The 14,971-nt window shown below is 68.6% G+C and carries 12 protein-coding genes; 6 read left to right on the plus strand and 6 right to left on the minus strand.

Annotated features, from left to right (window positions below; genetic code table 11):
* Positions 1-114 precede the first annotated feature (114 nt).
* Positions 115-2,265: a PhoX family phosphatase gene (locus BV908_RS04975; protein WP_015914011.1), complete on the plus strand. Its 2,151-nt coding sequence runs from the start codon at positions 115-117 to the stop codon at positions 2,263-2,265.
* 266 nt (positions 2,266-2,531) lie between these two features.
* On the opposite strand, the gene BV908_RS04980 is transcribed toward BV908_RS04975, so the two are convergent.
* The 4 genes from BV908_RS04980 to BV908_RS04995 form a co-directional block, all read right to left on the minus strand.
* Entirely contained in the window at positions 2,532-3,359 is an 828-nt protein-coding gene (locus BV908_RS04980; RefSeq protein ID WP_103737397.1) for a BPSS1780 family membrane protein, read from the minus strand.
* Positions 3,360-3,509: 150 nt separating this feature from the next.
* Positions 3,510-4,460 (minus strand): homoserine kinase, encoded by a 951-nt coding sequence (locus BV908_RS04985; RefSeq protein WP_103737398.1) that lies wholly within the window; start codon positions 4,458-4,460, stop codon positions 3,510-3,512.
* Between the two features lie 91 nt (positions 4,461-4,551).
* Positions 4,552-4,920, minus strand: coding sequence for a hypothetical protein (locus tag BV908_RS04990; RefSeq protein WP_103737399.1), 369 nt, complete (start codon positions 4,918-4,920; stop codon positions 4,552-4,554).
* A gap of 36 nt (positions 4,921-4,956) precedes the next feature.
* Positions 4,957-5,373 (minus strand): hypothetical protein, encoded by a 417-nt coding sequence (locus BV908_RS04995; protein WP_047351590.1) that lies wholly within the window; start codon positions 5,371-5,373, stop codon positions 4,957-4,959.
* Between the two features lie 142 nt (positions 5,374-5,515).
* On the opposite strand from BV908_RS04995, the gene polA reads away from it, so the two are divergent.
* The 3 genes from polA to BV908_RS05010 all read left to right on the plus strand — a co-directional run bounded on the left by polA (position 5,516) and on the right by BV908_RS05010 (position 10,272).
* On the plus strand, positions 5,516-8,284 hold the full coding sequence (polA, locus tag BV908_RS05000; RefSeq protein WP_103737400.1) for a DNA polymerase I: 2,769 nt from the start codon (positions 5,516-5,518) through the stop codon (positions 8,282-8,284).
* 151 nt (positions 8,285-8,435) lie between these two features.
* On the plus strand, positions 8,436-9,329 hold the full coding sequence (locus tag BV908_RS05005) for a dienelactone hydrolase family protein (RefSeq protein WP_011806435.1): 894 nt from the start codon (positions 8,436-8,438) through the stop codon (positions 9,327-9,329).
* 112 nt (positions 9,330-9,441) lie between these two features.
* Positions 9,442-10,272 carry a ZIP family metal transporter gene (locus BV908_RS05010; protein ID WP_103737401.1) on the plus strand — a complete coding sequence of 277 codons (831 nt, stop codon included), beginning with the start codon at positions 9,442-9,444 and terminating at the stop codon, positions 10,270-10,272.
* A gap of 154 nt (positions 10,273-10,426) precedes the next feature.
* On the opposite strand, the gene BV908_RS05015 is transcribed toward BV908_RS05010, so the two are convergent.
* Positions 10,427-11,179 (minus strand): LytTR family DNA-binding domain-containing protein, encoded by a 753-nt coding sequence (locus BV908_RS05015; RefSeq protein WP_015914004.1) that lies wholly within the window; start codon positions 11,177-11,179, stop codon positions 10,427-10,429.
* Positions 11,180-11,225: 46 nt separating this feature from the next.
* Positions 11,226-12,293: a histidine kinase gene (locus BV908_RS05020; protein WP_103737402.1), complete on the minus strand. Its 1,068-nt coding sequence runs from the start codon at positions 12,291-12,293 to the stop codon at positions 11,226-11,228.
* Between the two features lie 49 nt (positions 12,294-12,342).
* On the opposite strand from BV908_RS05020, the gene argH reads away from it, so the two are divergent.
* Positions 12,343-13,803: an argininosuccinate lyase gene (gene argH / locus BV908_RS05025; RefSeq protein WP_103737403.1), complete on the plus strand. Its 1,461-nt coding sequence runs from the start codon at positions 12,343-12,345 to the stop codon at positions 13,801-13,803.
* 133 nt (positions 13,804-13,936) lie between these two features.
* Positions 13,937-14,911, plus strand: coding sequence for a Bug family tripartite tricarboxylate transporter substrate binding protein (locus tag BV908_RS05030; RefSeq protein WP_103737404.1), 975 nt, complete (start codon positions 13,937-13,939; stop codon positions 14,909-14,911).
* Positions 14,912-14,971 lie beyond the last annotated feature (60 nt).

Raw genomic sequence — 14,971 nt, forward strand, 5'->3', positions numbered from 1 at the left:
AGGGCCCGGCGTGCGAAACAATGTCTTGAAGATGTCATGTACACGTCATGCGGGCGCAACAGACGTACTCCAGGATCGCGGGACCTTGATTGCCACTACCGAGTCCAACGACCCATGAACACCACGATCGTTTCCGAGTACGACGACAATGAAATCGTCAACCATTCGTCCAACCAGCACATCGACAGCGTCCTGGCCGCGCGCCTGAGCCGTCGCAGCGCCCTCAAGGGCGGTGTCGGCGCCACCACTGCGGCTCTGCTGGGCGGCGTGAGCCTGAGCGCCTGCGGCGGCGGCAGCGACGATGACGAAACTCCCGCACCCGAGCCGATCCGCCTCAACTTCAATGCCGTCGCCAAGAGCAACGCCGACCTGGTAACGGTACCCGAGGGTTACCAGGTCAGCATCCTGCACGCCCTGGGCGACCCGATCCACTATGGCGACGAGTCCTGGAAGGACGATGGCTCCGAGACGGCCGAGTCCTATGACCGCCGCATCGGCGACGGCCACGACGGCATGTACTACTTCGGCATGTCCGACGACGGCAAGTTCGACCCCAGCCGCTCCGACCGCGGCCTGTTGTGCGTGAACCATGAGTATGTGGTTGCGCCTTATGGTCTGCATCCCACGGGGCGCATCACGGTGGACGGCAAGCGCCCGGCCGAGCAGGTGGACAAGGAAATCCGCGCCCACGGTGCCAGCGTGGTGGAAGTCAAGCGCAAGAGCGGCAGCAACGAGATGGAGATGGTGCGCGGCTCCAAATACAACCGCCGCATCACCTCGGCCACGCCGATGGACTTTGGCGGCCCCGCCGCCGGCAACGCCAAGCTGTTCAACAAGCTCTCGCCGGACGGCAAGCAAGCCTTCGGGATGAACAACAACTGCGCCAACGGCTATACGCCCTGGGGCACCTATCTGACGTGCGAGGAGAACTTCCTGAACGTCATCGGCCGTGCCGCCGGCGACGACGCCCAACGCTCCGCCACCGAAATCGTGGCCCTGAAGCGCTATGGCTTGCCCGAGAACCGCAAGAGCCCTTACCTCTGGGACACCGCCGAGGGCGAGCAGTACCAGCGCTGGAACAGCAAGGTGAGCGCCGCCAGCGCCGCTGAGGACTATCGCAACATCTTCAACACCTTCGGCTGGGTGGTGGAGATCGACCCCTTCCGCCCCGACAGCAAGCCCGTCAAGCGCACGGCGCTGGGCCGCTTCAACCATGAAGGGGCATGGCCGGCGCCCGCCAAGGCCGGCGAGCCGATCGTCATCTACTCTGGCGACGATGCGCGCAACGAGTACGTGTTCAAGTTCGTGTCCGATGCCAAGTGGGATCCGAAGGACATCAACGGCGGCGTGGCCGCCGGTGCCAAGTACCTGGACAAGGGCACGCTGTACGCCGCCAAGTTCAACAACGATGGCAGCGGCGAGTGGCTGGAACTGACGTTCGGCAAGAACGGCATCGACGCCACCAACGCGCTGTACCCGTTCGCCGACCAGGCCGATGTGGTCATGCACTGCCGCCTGGCGGCCGACGCCCGCGGCGCGACCAAGATGGACCGTCCCGAGTGGGGTGGCGTGAACCCGTTGAACAACGAGGTGTACATGACCATGACCAACAACTCGCAGCGAACGGCCGCCACGCTGAACGCCGCCAACCCGCGCGTGGGCAACACCAATGGCCACATCATCCGCTGGAAGGAAGAGGGCGGCCAGGCGGGTACCAAGTTCCAGTGGGACGTGTACCTGTTCGGCGCGCGCAGCGACAACAAGCAGAGCGAGAACCTGTCGGGCCTGACCGCCGTGAACGATTTCTCCAGCCCCGACGGCCTGCATTTCGACCAGCGCAGCGCCAATGCCGGCGGCCTGCTGTGGATCCAGACCGACGACGGTTCCTACACCGATGTGACCAACTGCATGATGCTGGCCGCCATTCCCGGCAAGGTCGGTGACGGCGGCAAGGTCACCACCAAGGAGGGCCAGGCCACGATCATGGGCTCCAAGCCCACCGAGGCCACGGTGCGCCGCTTCCTGGTCGGCCCGTTCGACTGCGAGATCACGGGTGTGGTGGTCACGCCCGACGGCAAGACGCTGTTCTTCAACGTGCAGCACCCGGGCGAGGATGCTGAGAAGGCCAACTTCGCCACCAGCACCTTCACCAGCTACTGGCCCGGCAACCAGCCTGGGATCACCAGCAGCCACAAGGGCCTCAAGCGTCCGCGCTCGGCCACCGTGGTGGTGACGCGCAAGGACGGCGGCACGATCGGTATCTAACCGGCTTGCACGGGAGCCGTCTCTCGCCTTGCGCGCAGGACGGCTCCGCGGTACTTCCAACCCGCCTCTGGCGGGTTTTTTCTTGCCTGTTCAGGGCGAGGGCGCGGGTGGAACCTTGTTCGCTGAGGAGCAGCCACCCCAAGCGCACTGTTTGGCTCGGGGCACGCCCGGGTACGCCGAAGCGCGCGGGGACTCGGCCCGCTCCGTCCGAATATCTGGAAGCACGGGACCGGGCGGAGCGCCCCGACGACTCCGCTGGCGCAGCTTTATGAATCCTGCTCGGGTGACGCCGCAGCGGACGAGTCGCCGTGGTCGTGGTGGGGCGCGTCGAAGCTGTCGCGGAACGTGAACACCACCGACGAGAAGAACATGGCGGCCAACATCATCGCCGTCGCCACCATGATGCCGCCGGCCATGCCGGCGCCCAGGCCGATGGCGCTCAGCATCGTGACCAGCAGGCTGATGACCACGCCTGCGCCGAGGAACACGCCCATCCACGACAGCCCATACACCGTGAAGGCCCCGAAGTTGCGCAGGCAGGCGACGATGCTGAAAAACAGCGCCTTCACGGGCGGCACGTTGTGCCAGTGCACCAGGCCGGGCGCGTGCCAGAACAGCAGCGACAGCGGCACGTACAGCAGCAGCGACAGCCACATGGCCGCCTGGAAGCTGCCCGACTCGGCCATCTCGCGCGTCAGCGGCTCGCCGCCCAGGTACACGCGTGCGAACTGCCCGCCGTCCACCAGGGCCGACAGCCCCATCAGGCCGAGGAAGCCCACGGCGTAGAGCGCGCCCAGGGTCAGCATGTGGTTCAGCCGCTGCTTGCCGGTGCGAAACGCCACCAGCAGCAGTGCGGGCGTGGGCACGCGGTCCTGGCTGGCCTCGGCCGCGGCCACCATCATGGCCAGCGTGGCCGAGGGCAGCAGGCCCAGCGCCACGGCGGGACCGATCAGCGGCAGCATGGTGGCCAGCGACATCGCCGCCATGGTCATGAAAAACAGCGCGGCCAGCGCCATGGGCTGGCGCCAGAACACGCGAATGCCCAGGCGTACCCATTCCAGGCCCGCGCGCGCGGGGACGATGTGCAGTTTCATGGATTGGAAATCGAAGGTGGAGCGCCGCGGCAGCGGTGCGGGCGCATGGGGGAATTTACCCCAGTTGCCGCTGCACAGGCCGCAGCGGTGGATGAAACCAACGGTTATGTGTGGAGTGGCTGTTGCGCGGCGCGCGGCGCACCATGGTGGCTACAGAGTCACCGGATGGGCCGCGCGCTGGCGCAGCACGCGCTCAAAGTGTGTGGGATCGTGGGGCTTGAGCATGGCGGCCTCGCGCGGCAGGTAGAAGTCCCACAGGCGCGAGATCCAGAAGCGCAGCGCCCCGGCCCGCAGCATGGCGGGCAGCAGGGCGCGTTCAAGCACGGTGAGCGGGCGCACGGCCTGGTAGGCGTCGATCATGGCCTGGGCGCGCGGCGCGGCGTGCGCGCCTGTGGACAGGTCGATGCACCAGTCGTTCAGGCACACGGCCAGATCGAAGAGGAAGGTGTCCACGCCCGCGAAATAGAAGTCGAAGAGGCCCGTGAGTTCCTCGCCTTCGAACATCACGTTGTCGCGGAACAGATCGGCATGGATGGGGCCGCGCGGCAGCGCCGCGTAGGCGCTGGAGGCCGCCACATGGTTCTGGTAGGCCAGTTCGGACTGCAGCAGCGCCGCCGGCTCGGCGCCGATGTGCGGCAGTACCACCGGCACGGTCTCGTTCCACCAGGGCAGGCCGCGCAGGTTGGGCTGCTGGCGTTCATAGCCGCTTGCTGCCAGGTGCATGCGCGCCAGCATGGTGCCCACGGCCGCGCAGTGCGCTTCCTGGGGGCTGAGCTGGCTCTTGCCGCGCAGCTTGGTGGCCAGCGCAGCAGGCTTGCCGCACACCTGGTGCAGGATCTCGCCATGCTTGTCGGCCTGCGGGTCCGGCACGGGGATGCCCGCGTGCGCCAGATGCTTCATCAGGTGCAGGTAGAAAGGCAACTGCTCTGCGGTGAGGCGCTCGAACAGCGTGAGTACGTACTCGCCCTGCTCGCAGGTGACGAAGTAGTTGGTGTTCTCGATGCCGCCCTCGATGCCGCGCAGCTCGAGCAGCTTGCCCAGCTGCAGCCGGCGCAGCAATTCGCGCGCCTCTTTGGTGGAGACTTCGGTGAAAACGGCCATCGGTCAGTACGTCAGTGCACGCGGCGTGCTGAAAAAAGCGGGGGAAGGAGCGGGCGATACGGGCCGCCCAGGAATGCCGCGTTGGCTGCGGTCAGAAATTGCGCAAGTTCCACACGCGCGGTGCGGTCACGGTGTCCGACTCGTTGAAGTTGCCGGGGCGTGCGCGGGCTCCGTCGTTGGAGCGCACTTCATACGCGGGCAGCGGCGTGCCGGTCTTGGGTTGCACGGTGATGCTCTGCGTCTGCCCGCCCACGCGCAGCTCTTGCACGCGGCTGCCGGCGTCCTCCACCACGATGTGCTCTACGCGCTGGTTGTGGCGCCCTTCAGCCTGCTGCTCTCTTTCCAATAGCTGGCCGCGCCCGTCCGCACTGGGTTGAATGGCATTTTGGCTTGCATTCTGAGCCAGGGCGGGAGCACTGGCCAGGGCCAGCAGCAGGAAGGTGGAGTGGAGAGCGCGCATGGCGCGATTGTAGGCGCCGTGCGCCGGCGTGCGCGCTCAGCGCTGCGGTGGGCAGGTGCTGGCGCTGCAGACCTGTGTGTACTTGCCGATGAAGGTGCGGAAGTTCTTGCCGAGCTTGCCCATCTCCTCGCATACGTCGCCGCGCGCATCGAAGGCAAAGCCCTGCGTGCCGGCGGCATTGAACAGCTCCACGCGCGTGAGGCCCAGGCGCGCGAACTGCGCTGGGTCGTGCCACTGCTGCGCGCAGATGTTGTGGAAGACGAAGGTGTTGTACACCAGCTCGGTGACCTCGGGCTTGTTCATCTGCGCGCGCAGCACGCCGCCGTCAAACTGTGCGGCACTGATGCCGTGCAGCGACTTCTGCATCGAAGGCGGCACGTTCTTGAAGTCCGGGTTGGCCCACGCCAGGGTGGTGGTGGCGCAGGCGAGGAGGGCGAGCAGGTGGTGTTTCATGGGGCAGCCTTGGGGAGAGGGGAGGGCGCGGCGCACCGCCGGGCCATGGCGACGGATTGTGCCGCTTTCCACTGCACCTGCCCGCGTGCGGGGTGCTGATTGCGATGGCGGCCACGGCCGATGAGCGTGGGAGAATTCGCCGATGACACGCCCCAAGACCCTGGTGCTGGTGGATGGCTCCAGCTACCTGTACCGCGCATTCCATGCCATGCCCGACCTACGCGCCGTGCCGGGCGATCCCGCCAGCGCCCCCACGGGGGCCATCCGCGGCATGATCAACATGCTGCAGGCGCTCAAGAAAGAAGTCCCGGCCGACTACGCCGCCTGCGTTTTCGATGCCAGCGGCCCCACTTTTCGCGATGCGCTGTACCCCGAGTACAAGCAGCACCGCGCGCCCATGCCCGATGACCTGCGTGCGCAGATCGAGCCCATCCACGAGGTGGTGCGGCTGCTGGGCTGGCCGGTGCTGTGTATCCCCGGCGTGGAGGCCGACGACGTGATCGGCACGCTGGCTGCTACCGCCGCCGGCCAGGGCATGCAGGTGGTGATCTCCAGCGGCGACAAGGACCTGAGCCAGCTGGTGAACGAACACATCACCATCATCGACACCATGAACGGCAAGAAGCGGGACGTGGCCGGCGTGACCGCCGAGTTCGGCGTGCCCCCGACGCTCATGGTGGACTACCAGGCCCTGGTGGGCGATGCCGTGGACAACGTGCCCGGCGTGCCCAAGGTCGGCCCCAAGACCGCCGCCAAATGGCTCACGGAATACGGTTCGCTGGATGCGCTGCTGGCCAACGCGGGCGCCATCAAGGGCGTGGCCGGCGAGAACCTGCGCGGGGCGCTGGACTGGCTGCCCACCGCACGCACGCTGGTCACCATCAAGACCGATTGCGACCTGGCAGGCCACCTCGATGGCCTGCCTGCTATCGATGCGATAGCTGTTGGCGCTGAGCAGGCGGACGCGTTGCGCGATTTTTATCAAAAGTATGGCTTCAAGAGCCTGGCACGCGCGCTGCCGTCCGCGGTGGTGCCGGATGCTGGCGCCAGCGGAGACCTCTTCGCCACGCCCGACGCCAGCGCCGTCGCCGTGCAGGCGCAGCAGCGCGAGGTGACCTACGACACCATCCTCACCTGGGAGCAGCTCGACGGCTGGCTCGCGCGCCTGAAGGCCGCGCCGCTGGCGGCGCTGGACACCGAGACCACGTCGCTGGACGAGTTGCGCGCCGAGATCGTGGGCGTGTCCTTCAGCGTTGAGCCCGGAGCCGCCGCTTACATCCCGCTGGCGCACAACGGCCCTGACGCGCCGCCGCAGCTGCCGTTGGCCGAGGTGCTGGAGCGCCTGCGCCCCTGGCTGGAAGACCCGGCCTGCCCCAAGCTGGGCCAGCACGTGAAGTACGACCGGCATGTGTTCGCCAACCATGGCATCCAGGTGCGCGGCTATGCGCACGACACCATGCTGCAAAGCTACGTGCTGGAAGTGCACAAGCCCCATGGCCTGGCCAGCCTGGCCGAGCGCCACACGGGCCGCACCGGCATCAGCTACGAAGACCTGTGCGGCAAGGGGGCCAAGCAGATCCCGTTTGCCCAGGTCCCGGTGGACAAGGCTGCGGCCTACTCGTGCGAGGACTCCGACCAGACGCTGGATGTGCACCGCGTGCTATGGCCCCAGCTGCAGGCCGACGACAAGCTGCGCGGCATCTACGAGCTGGAGATGGCCTGCAGCGAGACCTTGTTTCGCATCGAGCGCAATGGCGTGCTGATCGACGCGGGCAAGCTGGCCGCCCAGAGCCACGCGCTGGGCCAGCGCATCGTGCAGCTGGAGCAGGAGGCGTACGCCATCGCCGGCCAGCCCTTCAACCTGGGCTCGCCCAAGCAATTGGGTGAAATCTTCTTCGACAAGCTGGGCATGCCCGTGGTGAAGAAGACCGCCACCGGCGCGCGCAGCACCGACGAAGAGGTGCTGGAGAAGCTGGCCGAGGACTACCCGCTGCCCGCCAAACTGCTGGAACACCGCAGCCTGTGCAAGCTCAAGGGCACCTACACCGACAAACTCAGCACGCTGGCGGACCCGCGCACCGGCCGTGTCCACACCCACTACGCGCAGGCCGTGGCCGTCACCGGGCGGCTGTCCAGCAACGAGCCCAACCTGCAGAACATCCCCATCCGCACGCCGGAGGGCCGGCGCGTGCGCGAGGCCTTCGTGGCACCCGCGGGCCGCGTGATTGCCAGTGCCGACTACAGCCAGATCGAGCTGCGCATCATGGCGCACATCAGCGGCGACGAGGCGCTGCTGCACGCCTTCCGCGAGGGCCTGGACGTGCACCGCGCCACGGCGGCCGAGGTGTTCGGCGTGGCGCTGGACCAGGTGAGCAGCGAGCAGCGCCGCTACGCCAAGGTCATCAACTTCGGCCTGATCTACGGCATGAGCAGCTTCGGCCTGGCCAAGAACCTGGGTATCGAGACCAAGGCGGCGGCGGCCTACATCGACCGCTACTTCCAGCGCTACCCCGGCGTGAAGCAGTACATGGAAGAGACCAAGGCCCAGGCCAAGGCGCGCGGCTACGTGGAGACCGTGTTCGGCCGGCGCCTGTACCTGCCGGAGATCAACTCGCCCAACGGCCCGCGCCGCGGCGCGGCCGAGCGCGCCGCCATCAACGCGCCCATGCAGGGCACGGCGGCCGACCTCATCAAGAAGGCCATGGTGGCCGTGCAGGGCGAGCTGGACGCGCGCAAGCCCGAGGTGCTCATGATCATGCAGGTGCACGATGAACTGGTGTTCGAGCTGCCCGAGGGCGAGGTGGACTGGCTGCGCCGTGAGATCCCGCGCCTGATGGCCGGCGTGGCCGCGCTGCAGGTACCGCTGCTGGCCGAAGTGGGCGTGGGGCCCGACTGGGACAAGGCGCACTGATAGCGCTTGTCGCCCGGTGGCGCGGGCGGGTCGCATGCGCAAAACGGCCATTGCCGCTACATTGGCACGCCATGCCTCCTGGCCAGCGCCGGGGGGCGTTCGTCCCCCAACCCTTGCCACCCCTTGCCACCCCTTGCCAGGAGCCTCCGTCATGCACAGCGATCTCCAGAACGACTTCGATGCACTCGTCCCCGGCCGTAGCACGGCAGCCGGCGCCAGCCGCCGCACCGCGCTGGGCGTCATGCTGGGGGCCGGCTATGCCGCCGCGGCCGCGCCGGTGATGGCGCAGACAGCGGTCTCCACCCCGGCCGACGGGCTCACGGCGGGGGAGGTGCACTTTGCGGTGAACGGCTTTGACGTGCGCGCCTACCGCGCGGCGCCGCAGGGCAAGACGGGGCTGCCCGTGGTGCTGGTGATTTCAGAGATCTTCGGCGTGCACGAGTACATTGCCGACGTTTGCCGCCGCCTGGCGCACGAGGGCTACCTTGCCGTTGCCCCCGACCTGTTCGCGCGCCAGGGCGACCCGCGCGCCTACAGTGAAGTCGCCAAGCTCATGAGCGAGCTGGTGTCCAAGGTGCCCGATGCCCAGGTCATGGCCGACCTGGATGGCGCCGTGCAATGGGCCGGAGCCCATGGCGGTGACCTCCAGCGCGTGGGCATCACCGGCTTTTGCTGGGGCGGCCGCATCACCTGGCTCTACGCCGCGCATGGCCCGGTGAAGGCCGGGGTGGCCTGGTATGGCCGTCTGGTGGGGCAGGCCAGCGCCCTGAATCCCAAGCACCCCGTGGACCTGGCGCCCATCCTCAAGGCACCCGTGCTGGGTCTGTATGGCGAAAAAGATGCCGGCATACCTCTTGACACGATTGATAAGATGAAAAGCGCCCTGTCAGAAGGGTCTGCCGCAGCGAAAGCCTCGCGGTTCGTGGTCTACCCGGACGCGCCGCATGCCTTCCATGCCGACTACCGCCCGAGCTTTCGCAAGGAAGCCGCGCAGGACGGCTGGAAGCGCACGCTGGCCTGGTTCAAGCAGCACGGCGTGGCGTGAGCCGCGGCAGCCAGCACGCACACAAGCCCTTCGGGGCTTTTTTTGATGGCGCGGAGAGTTTGGTTTTGATTGAAATTGGCATCTAGGCCAATAAGAGAAAGCGCAAGCAGCTATGACATTGATAGCAATCATCCTGGCCACGTTGGCCGCGGGCATTGGCAGTGTGTGGGTGGCGGCGGCGCTGCTGCGCCTGGGCATGGGCACGCGCCAGCGCGTGGGGCCGCAGCACCTGCTGAGCCTGGCCGCGGGCGCGCTGCTGGCCACCGCCTTCATGCATCTGCTGCCCGAGGCGTTCGAGAGCCAGGCCAGTGCGCACGACCTGTTTGCCACGCTGCTGCTGGGGCTGGTGTTCTTCTTCCTGCTGGACAAGGCCGAGCTGTGGCACCACGGCCATGAGCACAGCCCGTCCGAGCGGCACATCCATGGCCAGGGCCACCACGACCACCACCCTGACCACGCGCACGACCACCACCATGGCCCGGGCCAGCACGGGCATGGCGGCTGGGCGTTGCTGACCGGCGACAGCGTGCACTGCTTTGGCGACGGCGTGCTGATCGCCTCGGCCTTCATGGCGGACACGCGGCTGGGCGTGGTGGCCGCGCTGTCGGTGCTGGCGCACGAGGTGCCGCACCACATCGGCGACCTGGTGGTGCTGCGCCACAGCACCCGCCACCGCAACGCGGCGCTGCTCAAGGTCTCGCTGGCGGGCGCGCTGACGGCGCTGGGCGGCCTGGTGGGCTACTACCTGGTGGGGCTGTGGGACGGCGGGCTGCCGTATTTCCTGGCCATCGCCTCCAGCAGCTTAGTGTACGTGGCGCTGGCCGACCTGATCCCGCAACTGCAAAAACGCCTCTCGGCCGCGCAGACGCTGGCGCAGATCGCCTGGCTGGCGGCCGGCATCGCGGTGGTGACCTTTGTGAGCGGGCTGGCGCACGCGCATTGAGCACGGCAGCGCGTTCGCCGGTGTGCGCGCCGCGCCTGCCTGCCCGGGGAGGACCGCGGCGCCAGTCCAAGGGCCGGCGGCCGCGCAGAGGGTGCAGCCGTTTAGAGGGTGCGGGCGTGTGGGCGCCTGGAACGCCGTGAACGCCGCAGCCGTATCAACCCGTGGCCAGCGCCTCGCGCACCCCGGCCACCTGGCGGCGTGAGACCGGCAGGGGCTCGGTGAGTCCATGCAGGCGCACGGCCCAGCCTTCGCCCTCCTCGGCGTCGTAATAGCGCTCCAGCGCGCGCATGGCGCGGCGGGCCACCAGCGTGCTGCGGTGCACGCGCAGAAAGTGGCCCGCGTGGCGCGCCTCCAGGTCGGACAGCGCGCTGTCGATGACGAAGCTGCGCGTGAGGGTGCGCACCGTCACGTATTTCTGCTCGGCGCGCAGGAACAGCACGTCGTCCAGCGGCACGCGCTCGGTGCGCCCGCGCTCCTGGATCAGCAGCACCTCGCAGCTGGGTGCCGGCAGCGGCGAGCGCGTGGGAGCGGCGCTGGGGGCGGCGGCGCGCTGCGCCTTGGCCAATGCCTGCTGCAGGCGCTGCAGGCGCACGGGCTTGGTCAGGTAGTCCACGGCATCCAGTTCGAAGGCCGACAGCGCATGGTCCGCGTGGGCGGTCACGAACACGATGGCCGGCGGGTGCGGCAGGCGCTGGATGTGGTGCGCCAGTCCCAGGCCGTCCTGGCCGGGCATGTGGATGTCCAGCAGCACCACGTCCACCGCGCGGCCGCCGCTGGCCTCGAGCTGCGCCAGCGCGTCCGCGGCGTGCGCGGCCTCCGTCACGCTGTGGCGGGGGTCGCAGTCGGCCAGCAGCGTGCGCAGGCGGCTGCGGGCCAGGAGTTCGTCGTCCACGATCAGGATGTGCATGGGGCGTCGACTGTAGTGGATGTGGCGTGCCGCGTGGCCCGGGGATTCAGGGCGCGGGCAGCGAGATGCGCACCTGGTACAGGCCGCCCTGTACGCCGGCGCTGAAGTCGCAGTCCACGTCGTGCAGCAGGCGCAGGCGGTCGCGCACGTTTGCCTGGGCGATGCCGTGGCCGCGCGGCGCTTCCTCGGCCGTGGGGCGATCGGTGGGCAGGGTGTTGGTGATGGTCAGCACCACGCGGCCGCCGCGCCGCTCGGTGGCGATGCGCAGCTTGCCCCCGCGCGCGCTGGGCTCCACGCCGTGCTTGACCGCGTTTTCCACCAGCGGCTGCAGCAAGAGCGGCGGCAGGCGCGCGGCGTTGGCGCGCGCATCCAGCACCCATTGCACGCGCATGCGTTCGCCAAAGCGCACCTGCTCGATGTCCAGGTAGCGGCGTGCCAGCACGATCTCTTCCTCCAGCGTGGCGGACTCGCCCTGCTCCACCAGGGCGTGGCGGAACAGGTCGCTCAGGTCTTCCAGCAGCGCCTCGGCCTTGGCGGGTTCGTCGCGCACCAGGGCGATGGCGCTGTTGAGCGTGTTGAACAGGAAGTGCGGGCGGATGCGCGCCTGCAACTCGGTCAGGCGCGCGGTGGTGGCGGCGGGCGTGCGCGCGCGTGCGCGCATTTTCAGCGCGGTGACCAGCAGCGCCGCCAGCAGCGCGCCGCTGGCGGCGCTGGCCAGCCACGGTGGCGGGGCGCCCGCGGGGCCGCTGGCCAGGGCCAGCATGGCGCAGGCCAGCAGGCCGGCCAGTGCGCCCAGCAGCACGCCGGCGGCGTACTGCAGCGGCTCCTGCAGGCGCTGCAGCGCTGTCTTGAGGCTGCAGGCCGTGATCAGCCAGGCGAGGGTGGCCGGCAGCGCGCCGCCCGTGAGCAACGCCAGGCGCGCCAGCCATTCGGCCAGGCTGCCCGCGCCGAACAAGGCGCCCACGCCCAGCACCAGTTCCACGAACAGCACGGCGCGCAGCACCACGCCCACCTGGCAGGCGTCGAACACCAGCGCGCGGCCGCGTACCGCGCTGCGCGGTGCGGCTTCGGGCAGGGCGGCGGGGCGGGTCGATAAAATTTGCGTCTCTTGCATTGCGGCATCCGGGCGTTCCGGGTGTCGAAACCCCCGGATTATTGCCCCCATGTCCTCTTCTTCCGCCTCGCAACCGTCCCACGACCAGCTCGCCACCAAGGCCCAGGCCTGGTCGGCCTTGTTCTCCGAGCCCATGAGCGATCTGGTCAAGCGCTATACGTCGAGCGTGTTCTTCGACAAGCGCCTGTGGCAGGCCGACATCGCGGGCAGCCTGGCCCATGCCGAGATGCTGGCCGCGCAAGGCATCATCAGCGCGCAGGACCACGCCGACATTCAGAAGGGCATGGCCCAGATCACGCAGGAGATCGCGTCCGGCGCGTTCGAGTGGAAGCTGGACCTGGAGGACGTGCACCTGAACATCGAGGCGCGCCTGACCCAGCTGGTGGGCGACGCCGGCAAGCGCCTGCACACCGGCCGCAGCCGCAACGACCAGGTGGCCACCGACGTGCGCCTGTGGCTGCGCGGCGAGATCGACCTGATCGAGGGCCTGCTGAGCGAGCTGCAGCTGTCGCTGGTCGAGGTGGCCGAGCAGAACGTCGAGGTGATCCTGCCCGGCTTCACCCACCTGCAGGTGGCGCAGCCCGTGAGCTTTGCGCACCACCTGCTGGCTTACGTGGAGATGTTTGCACGCGATGCCGAGCGCATGCGCGACGTGCGCCGCCGCGTGAACGTGCTGCCGCTGGGCTCCGCCGCGCTGGCCGGCACCACCTACCCGCTGGACCGCGAGCGCGTGGCCAAGACGCTGGGCATGGAGGGCGTGTGCCAGAACAGCCTGGACGGCGTGAGCGACCGCGACTTCGCCATCGAATTCACGGCCGCCGCCAGCCTGTGCATGGTGCACGTGAGCCGCCTGTCCGAAGAACTCATCATCTGGATGAGCCAGAACTTCGGCTTCATCCGCATCGCCGACCGCTTCACCACCGGCTCGTCGATCATGCCGCAGAAGAAGAACCCCGACGTGCCTGAACTCGCACGCGGCAAGACCGGCCGCGTGGTCGGCCACCTGATAGGCCTGATCACGCTGATGAAGGGCCAGCCCCTGGCCTACAACAAGGACAACCAGGAGGACAAGGAGCCGCTGTTCGACACGGTGGACACGCTGAAGGACACGCTGCGCATCTTCGCCGAGATGATCGGCGGCCAGATGAACCCCGCCACCGGCTGCAAGGACGGCGGCATTACCGTGAACGCCGATGCCATGCGCGCCGCGGCGCTCAAGGGCTACGCCACCGCCACCGACCTGGCCGACTACCTCGTCAAGAAGGGCCTGCCGTTCCGCGACGCGCACGAGACCGTGGCCCACGCGGTGAAGGCCGCCGTGTCGCACGGCGTGGACCTGTCGGAGCTGCCGCTGGCCGTGCTGCAGGGCTTTCACCCGGCGATCGAGAAGGACGTGTTCGATGCCCTGAGCCTGCAGGGCTCGCTGAACGCGCGCAACACCCTGGGCGGCACCGCGCCCGCGCAGGTGCGCACGCAGCTGGCGCGCCACCGTGCGCGGCTGTCCGCCTGATTGCCCGTCAAAAATAGGAGCTGTCAGCGCTTGATGTAGGCGGTTTTCAGTATGTTTTGATGCTGAAACGCTTTGCTGGCAAGCGCGAACAGCTCCTGAATTTGTATCGCCCTGCCGCCCCAGGAGAGCCACCATGAACCTGCACCGCCGCCACCTGCTGGCCCGCGCCGTTGCCGCCAGCGTGCTGCCGGCGTTGCCCGCCTGGGCCGACGGCACCAAGCCGGTGCGCATCCTGGTGGGCTTTCCGCCCGGAGGCGGCTCGGATGCCATCGCCCGCCTGCTGGCCGACAAGCTCAAGGACGTGCTGGGCACCCCCGTGGTCGTGGACAACCGACCCGGCGCGGGCGGGCAGATCGCGGCGCAGGTGCTCAAGGCCGCGCCGGCCGACGGGACCACGCTGTTCCTCACGCACGACCACACCCTCTCCATCCTGCCGCTGGTGGTGAAGAACCCCGGCTTCGACCCGGTGAGCGACTTCGTGCCCGTGGCGGGCTTTGCCACCTTCGTGAACGCGTTTGCCGTTTCGGGCGGCACGCCCGCGCGTTCGTTCAACGAGTATGTGCAGTGGCTCCAGGCTGCGCGGGGCGGCCAGGGCGCGGTGGGCGTGCCGGCGCCGGCATCCACGCCGGAGTTTCTGGTCAAGCTGCTGGGCCGCAAGTACCGGCTGGACCTGGTGGCCGCTCCCTATCGCGGCAGCGCGCCCATGATCGGCGACATGCTGGGCAACCAGATCGCGGCGGGCGTGGGATCGGTGCAGGACTTCATCGAGCACCACCGCGGCGGCAAGCTGCGCGTGGTGGGCGTGCTGGGCACGCAGCGCCAGGCCGCGCTGCCCGATGTGCCCACGTTCGACGAACTGGGCCTCAAGGGCTTCGAGGACCTGCCGTACTACGGCATCTACGCGCCGGCCGGCACGCCCGGCGCTTTCATCGCGCAGTTCTCCGCCGCACTGGCGCAGGTGCTGGCGCAGCCCGCGGTGCATGAGCAGCTCACCACCCTGGGCCTCACCGTGGGCCACATGGCGCCCGGACAACTGGCCGCGCGCCAGAAGGCCTACACCGCAGCCTGGGCGCGCATCATCCGCAACAGCGGCTTCACGGCGCAGTAGGCGTGCAGTAGCCGCGCGGTAGGGGCGCGGTAGGGGCGCACCCCGGCCGCTGCCCCGCAG

Origin of the sequence: Diaphorobacter sp. LR2014-1, assembly GCF_002916785.1 — a bacterium.
Classification (GTDB): Bacteria; Pseudomonadota; Gammaproteobacteria; order Burkholderiales; family Burkholderiaceae_C; genus Diaphorobacter; species Diaphorobacter nitroreducens.

Coding starts and splice junctions, on each gene's coding strand:
- BV908_RS04975 (WP_015914011.1), top strand. CDS start 115: ATGAACACCACGATCGTTTCCGAGTACGACGACAATGAAATCGTCAAC.
- BV908_RS04980 (WP_103737397.1), bottom strand. CDS start 3,359: ATGAAACTGCACATCGTCCCCGCGCGCGCGGGCCTGGAATGGGTACGC.
- BV908_RS04985 (WP_103737398.1), bottom strand. CDS start 4,460: ATGGCCGTTTTCACCGAAGTCTCCACCAAAGAGGCGCGCGAATTGCTG.
- BV908_RS04990 (WP_103737399.1), bottom strand. CDS start 4,920: ATGCGCGCTCTCCACTCCACCTTCCTGCTGCTGGCCCTGGCCAGTGCT.
- BV908_RS04995 (WP_047351590.1), bottom strand. CDS start 5,373: ATGAAACACCACCTGCTCGCCCTCCTCGCCTGCGCCACCACCACCCTG.
- polA (WP_103737400.1), top strand. CDS start 5,516: ATGACACGCCCCAAGACCCTGGTGCTGGTGGATGGCTCCAGCTACCTG.
- BV908_RS05005 (WP_011806435.1), top strand. CDS start 8,436: ATGCACAGCGATCTCCAGAACGACTTCGATGCACTCGTCCCCGGCCGT.
- BV908_RS05010 (WP_103737401.1), top strand. CDS start 9,442: ATGACATTGATAGCAATCATCCTGGCCACGTTGGCCGCGGGCATTGGC.
- BV908_RS05015 (WP_015914004.1), bottom strand. CDS start 11,179: ATGCACATCCTGATCGTGGACGACGAACTCCTGGCCCGCAGCCGCCTG.
- BV908_RS05020 (WP_103737402.1), bottom strand. CDS start 12,293: ATGCAAGAGACGCAAATTTTATCGACCCGCCCCGCCGCCCTGCCCGAA.
- argH (WP_103737403.1), top strand. CDS start 12,343: ATGTCCTCTTCTTCCGCCTCGCAACCGTCCCACGACCAGCTCGCCACC.
- BV908_RS05030 (WP_103737404.1), top strand. CDS start 13,937: ATGAACCTGCACCGCCGCCACCTGCTGGCCCGCGCCGTTGCCGCCAGC.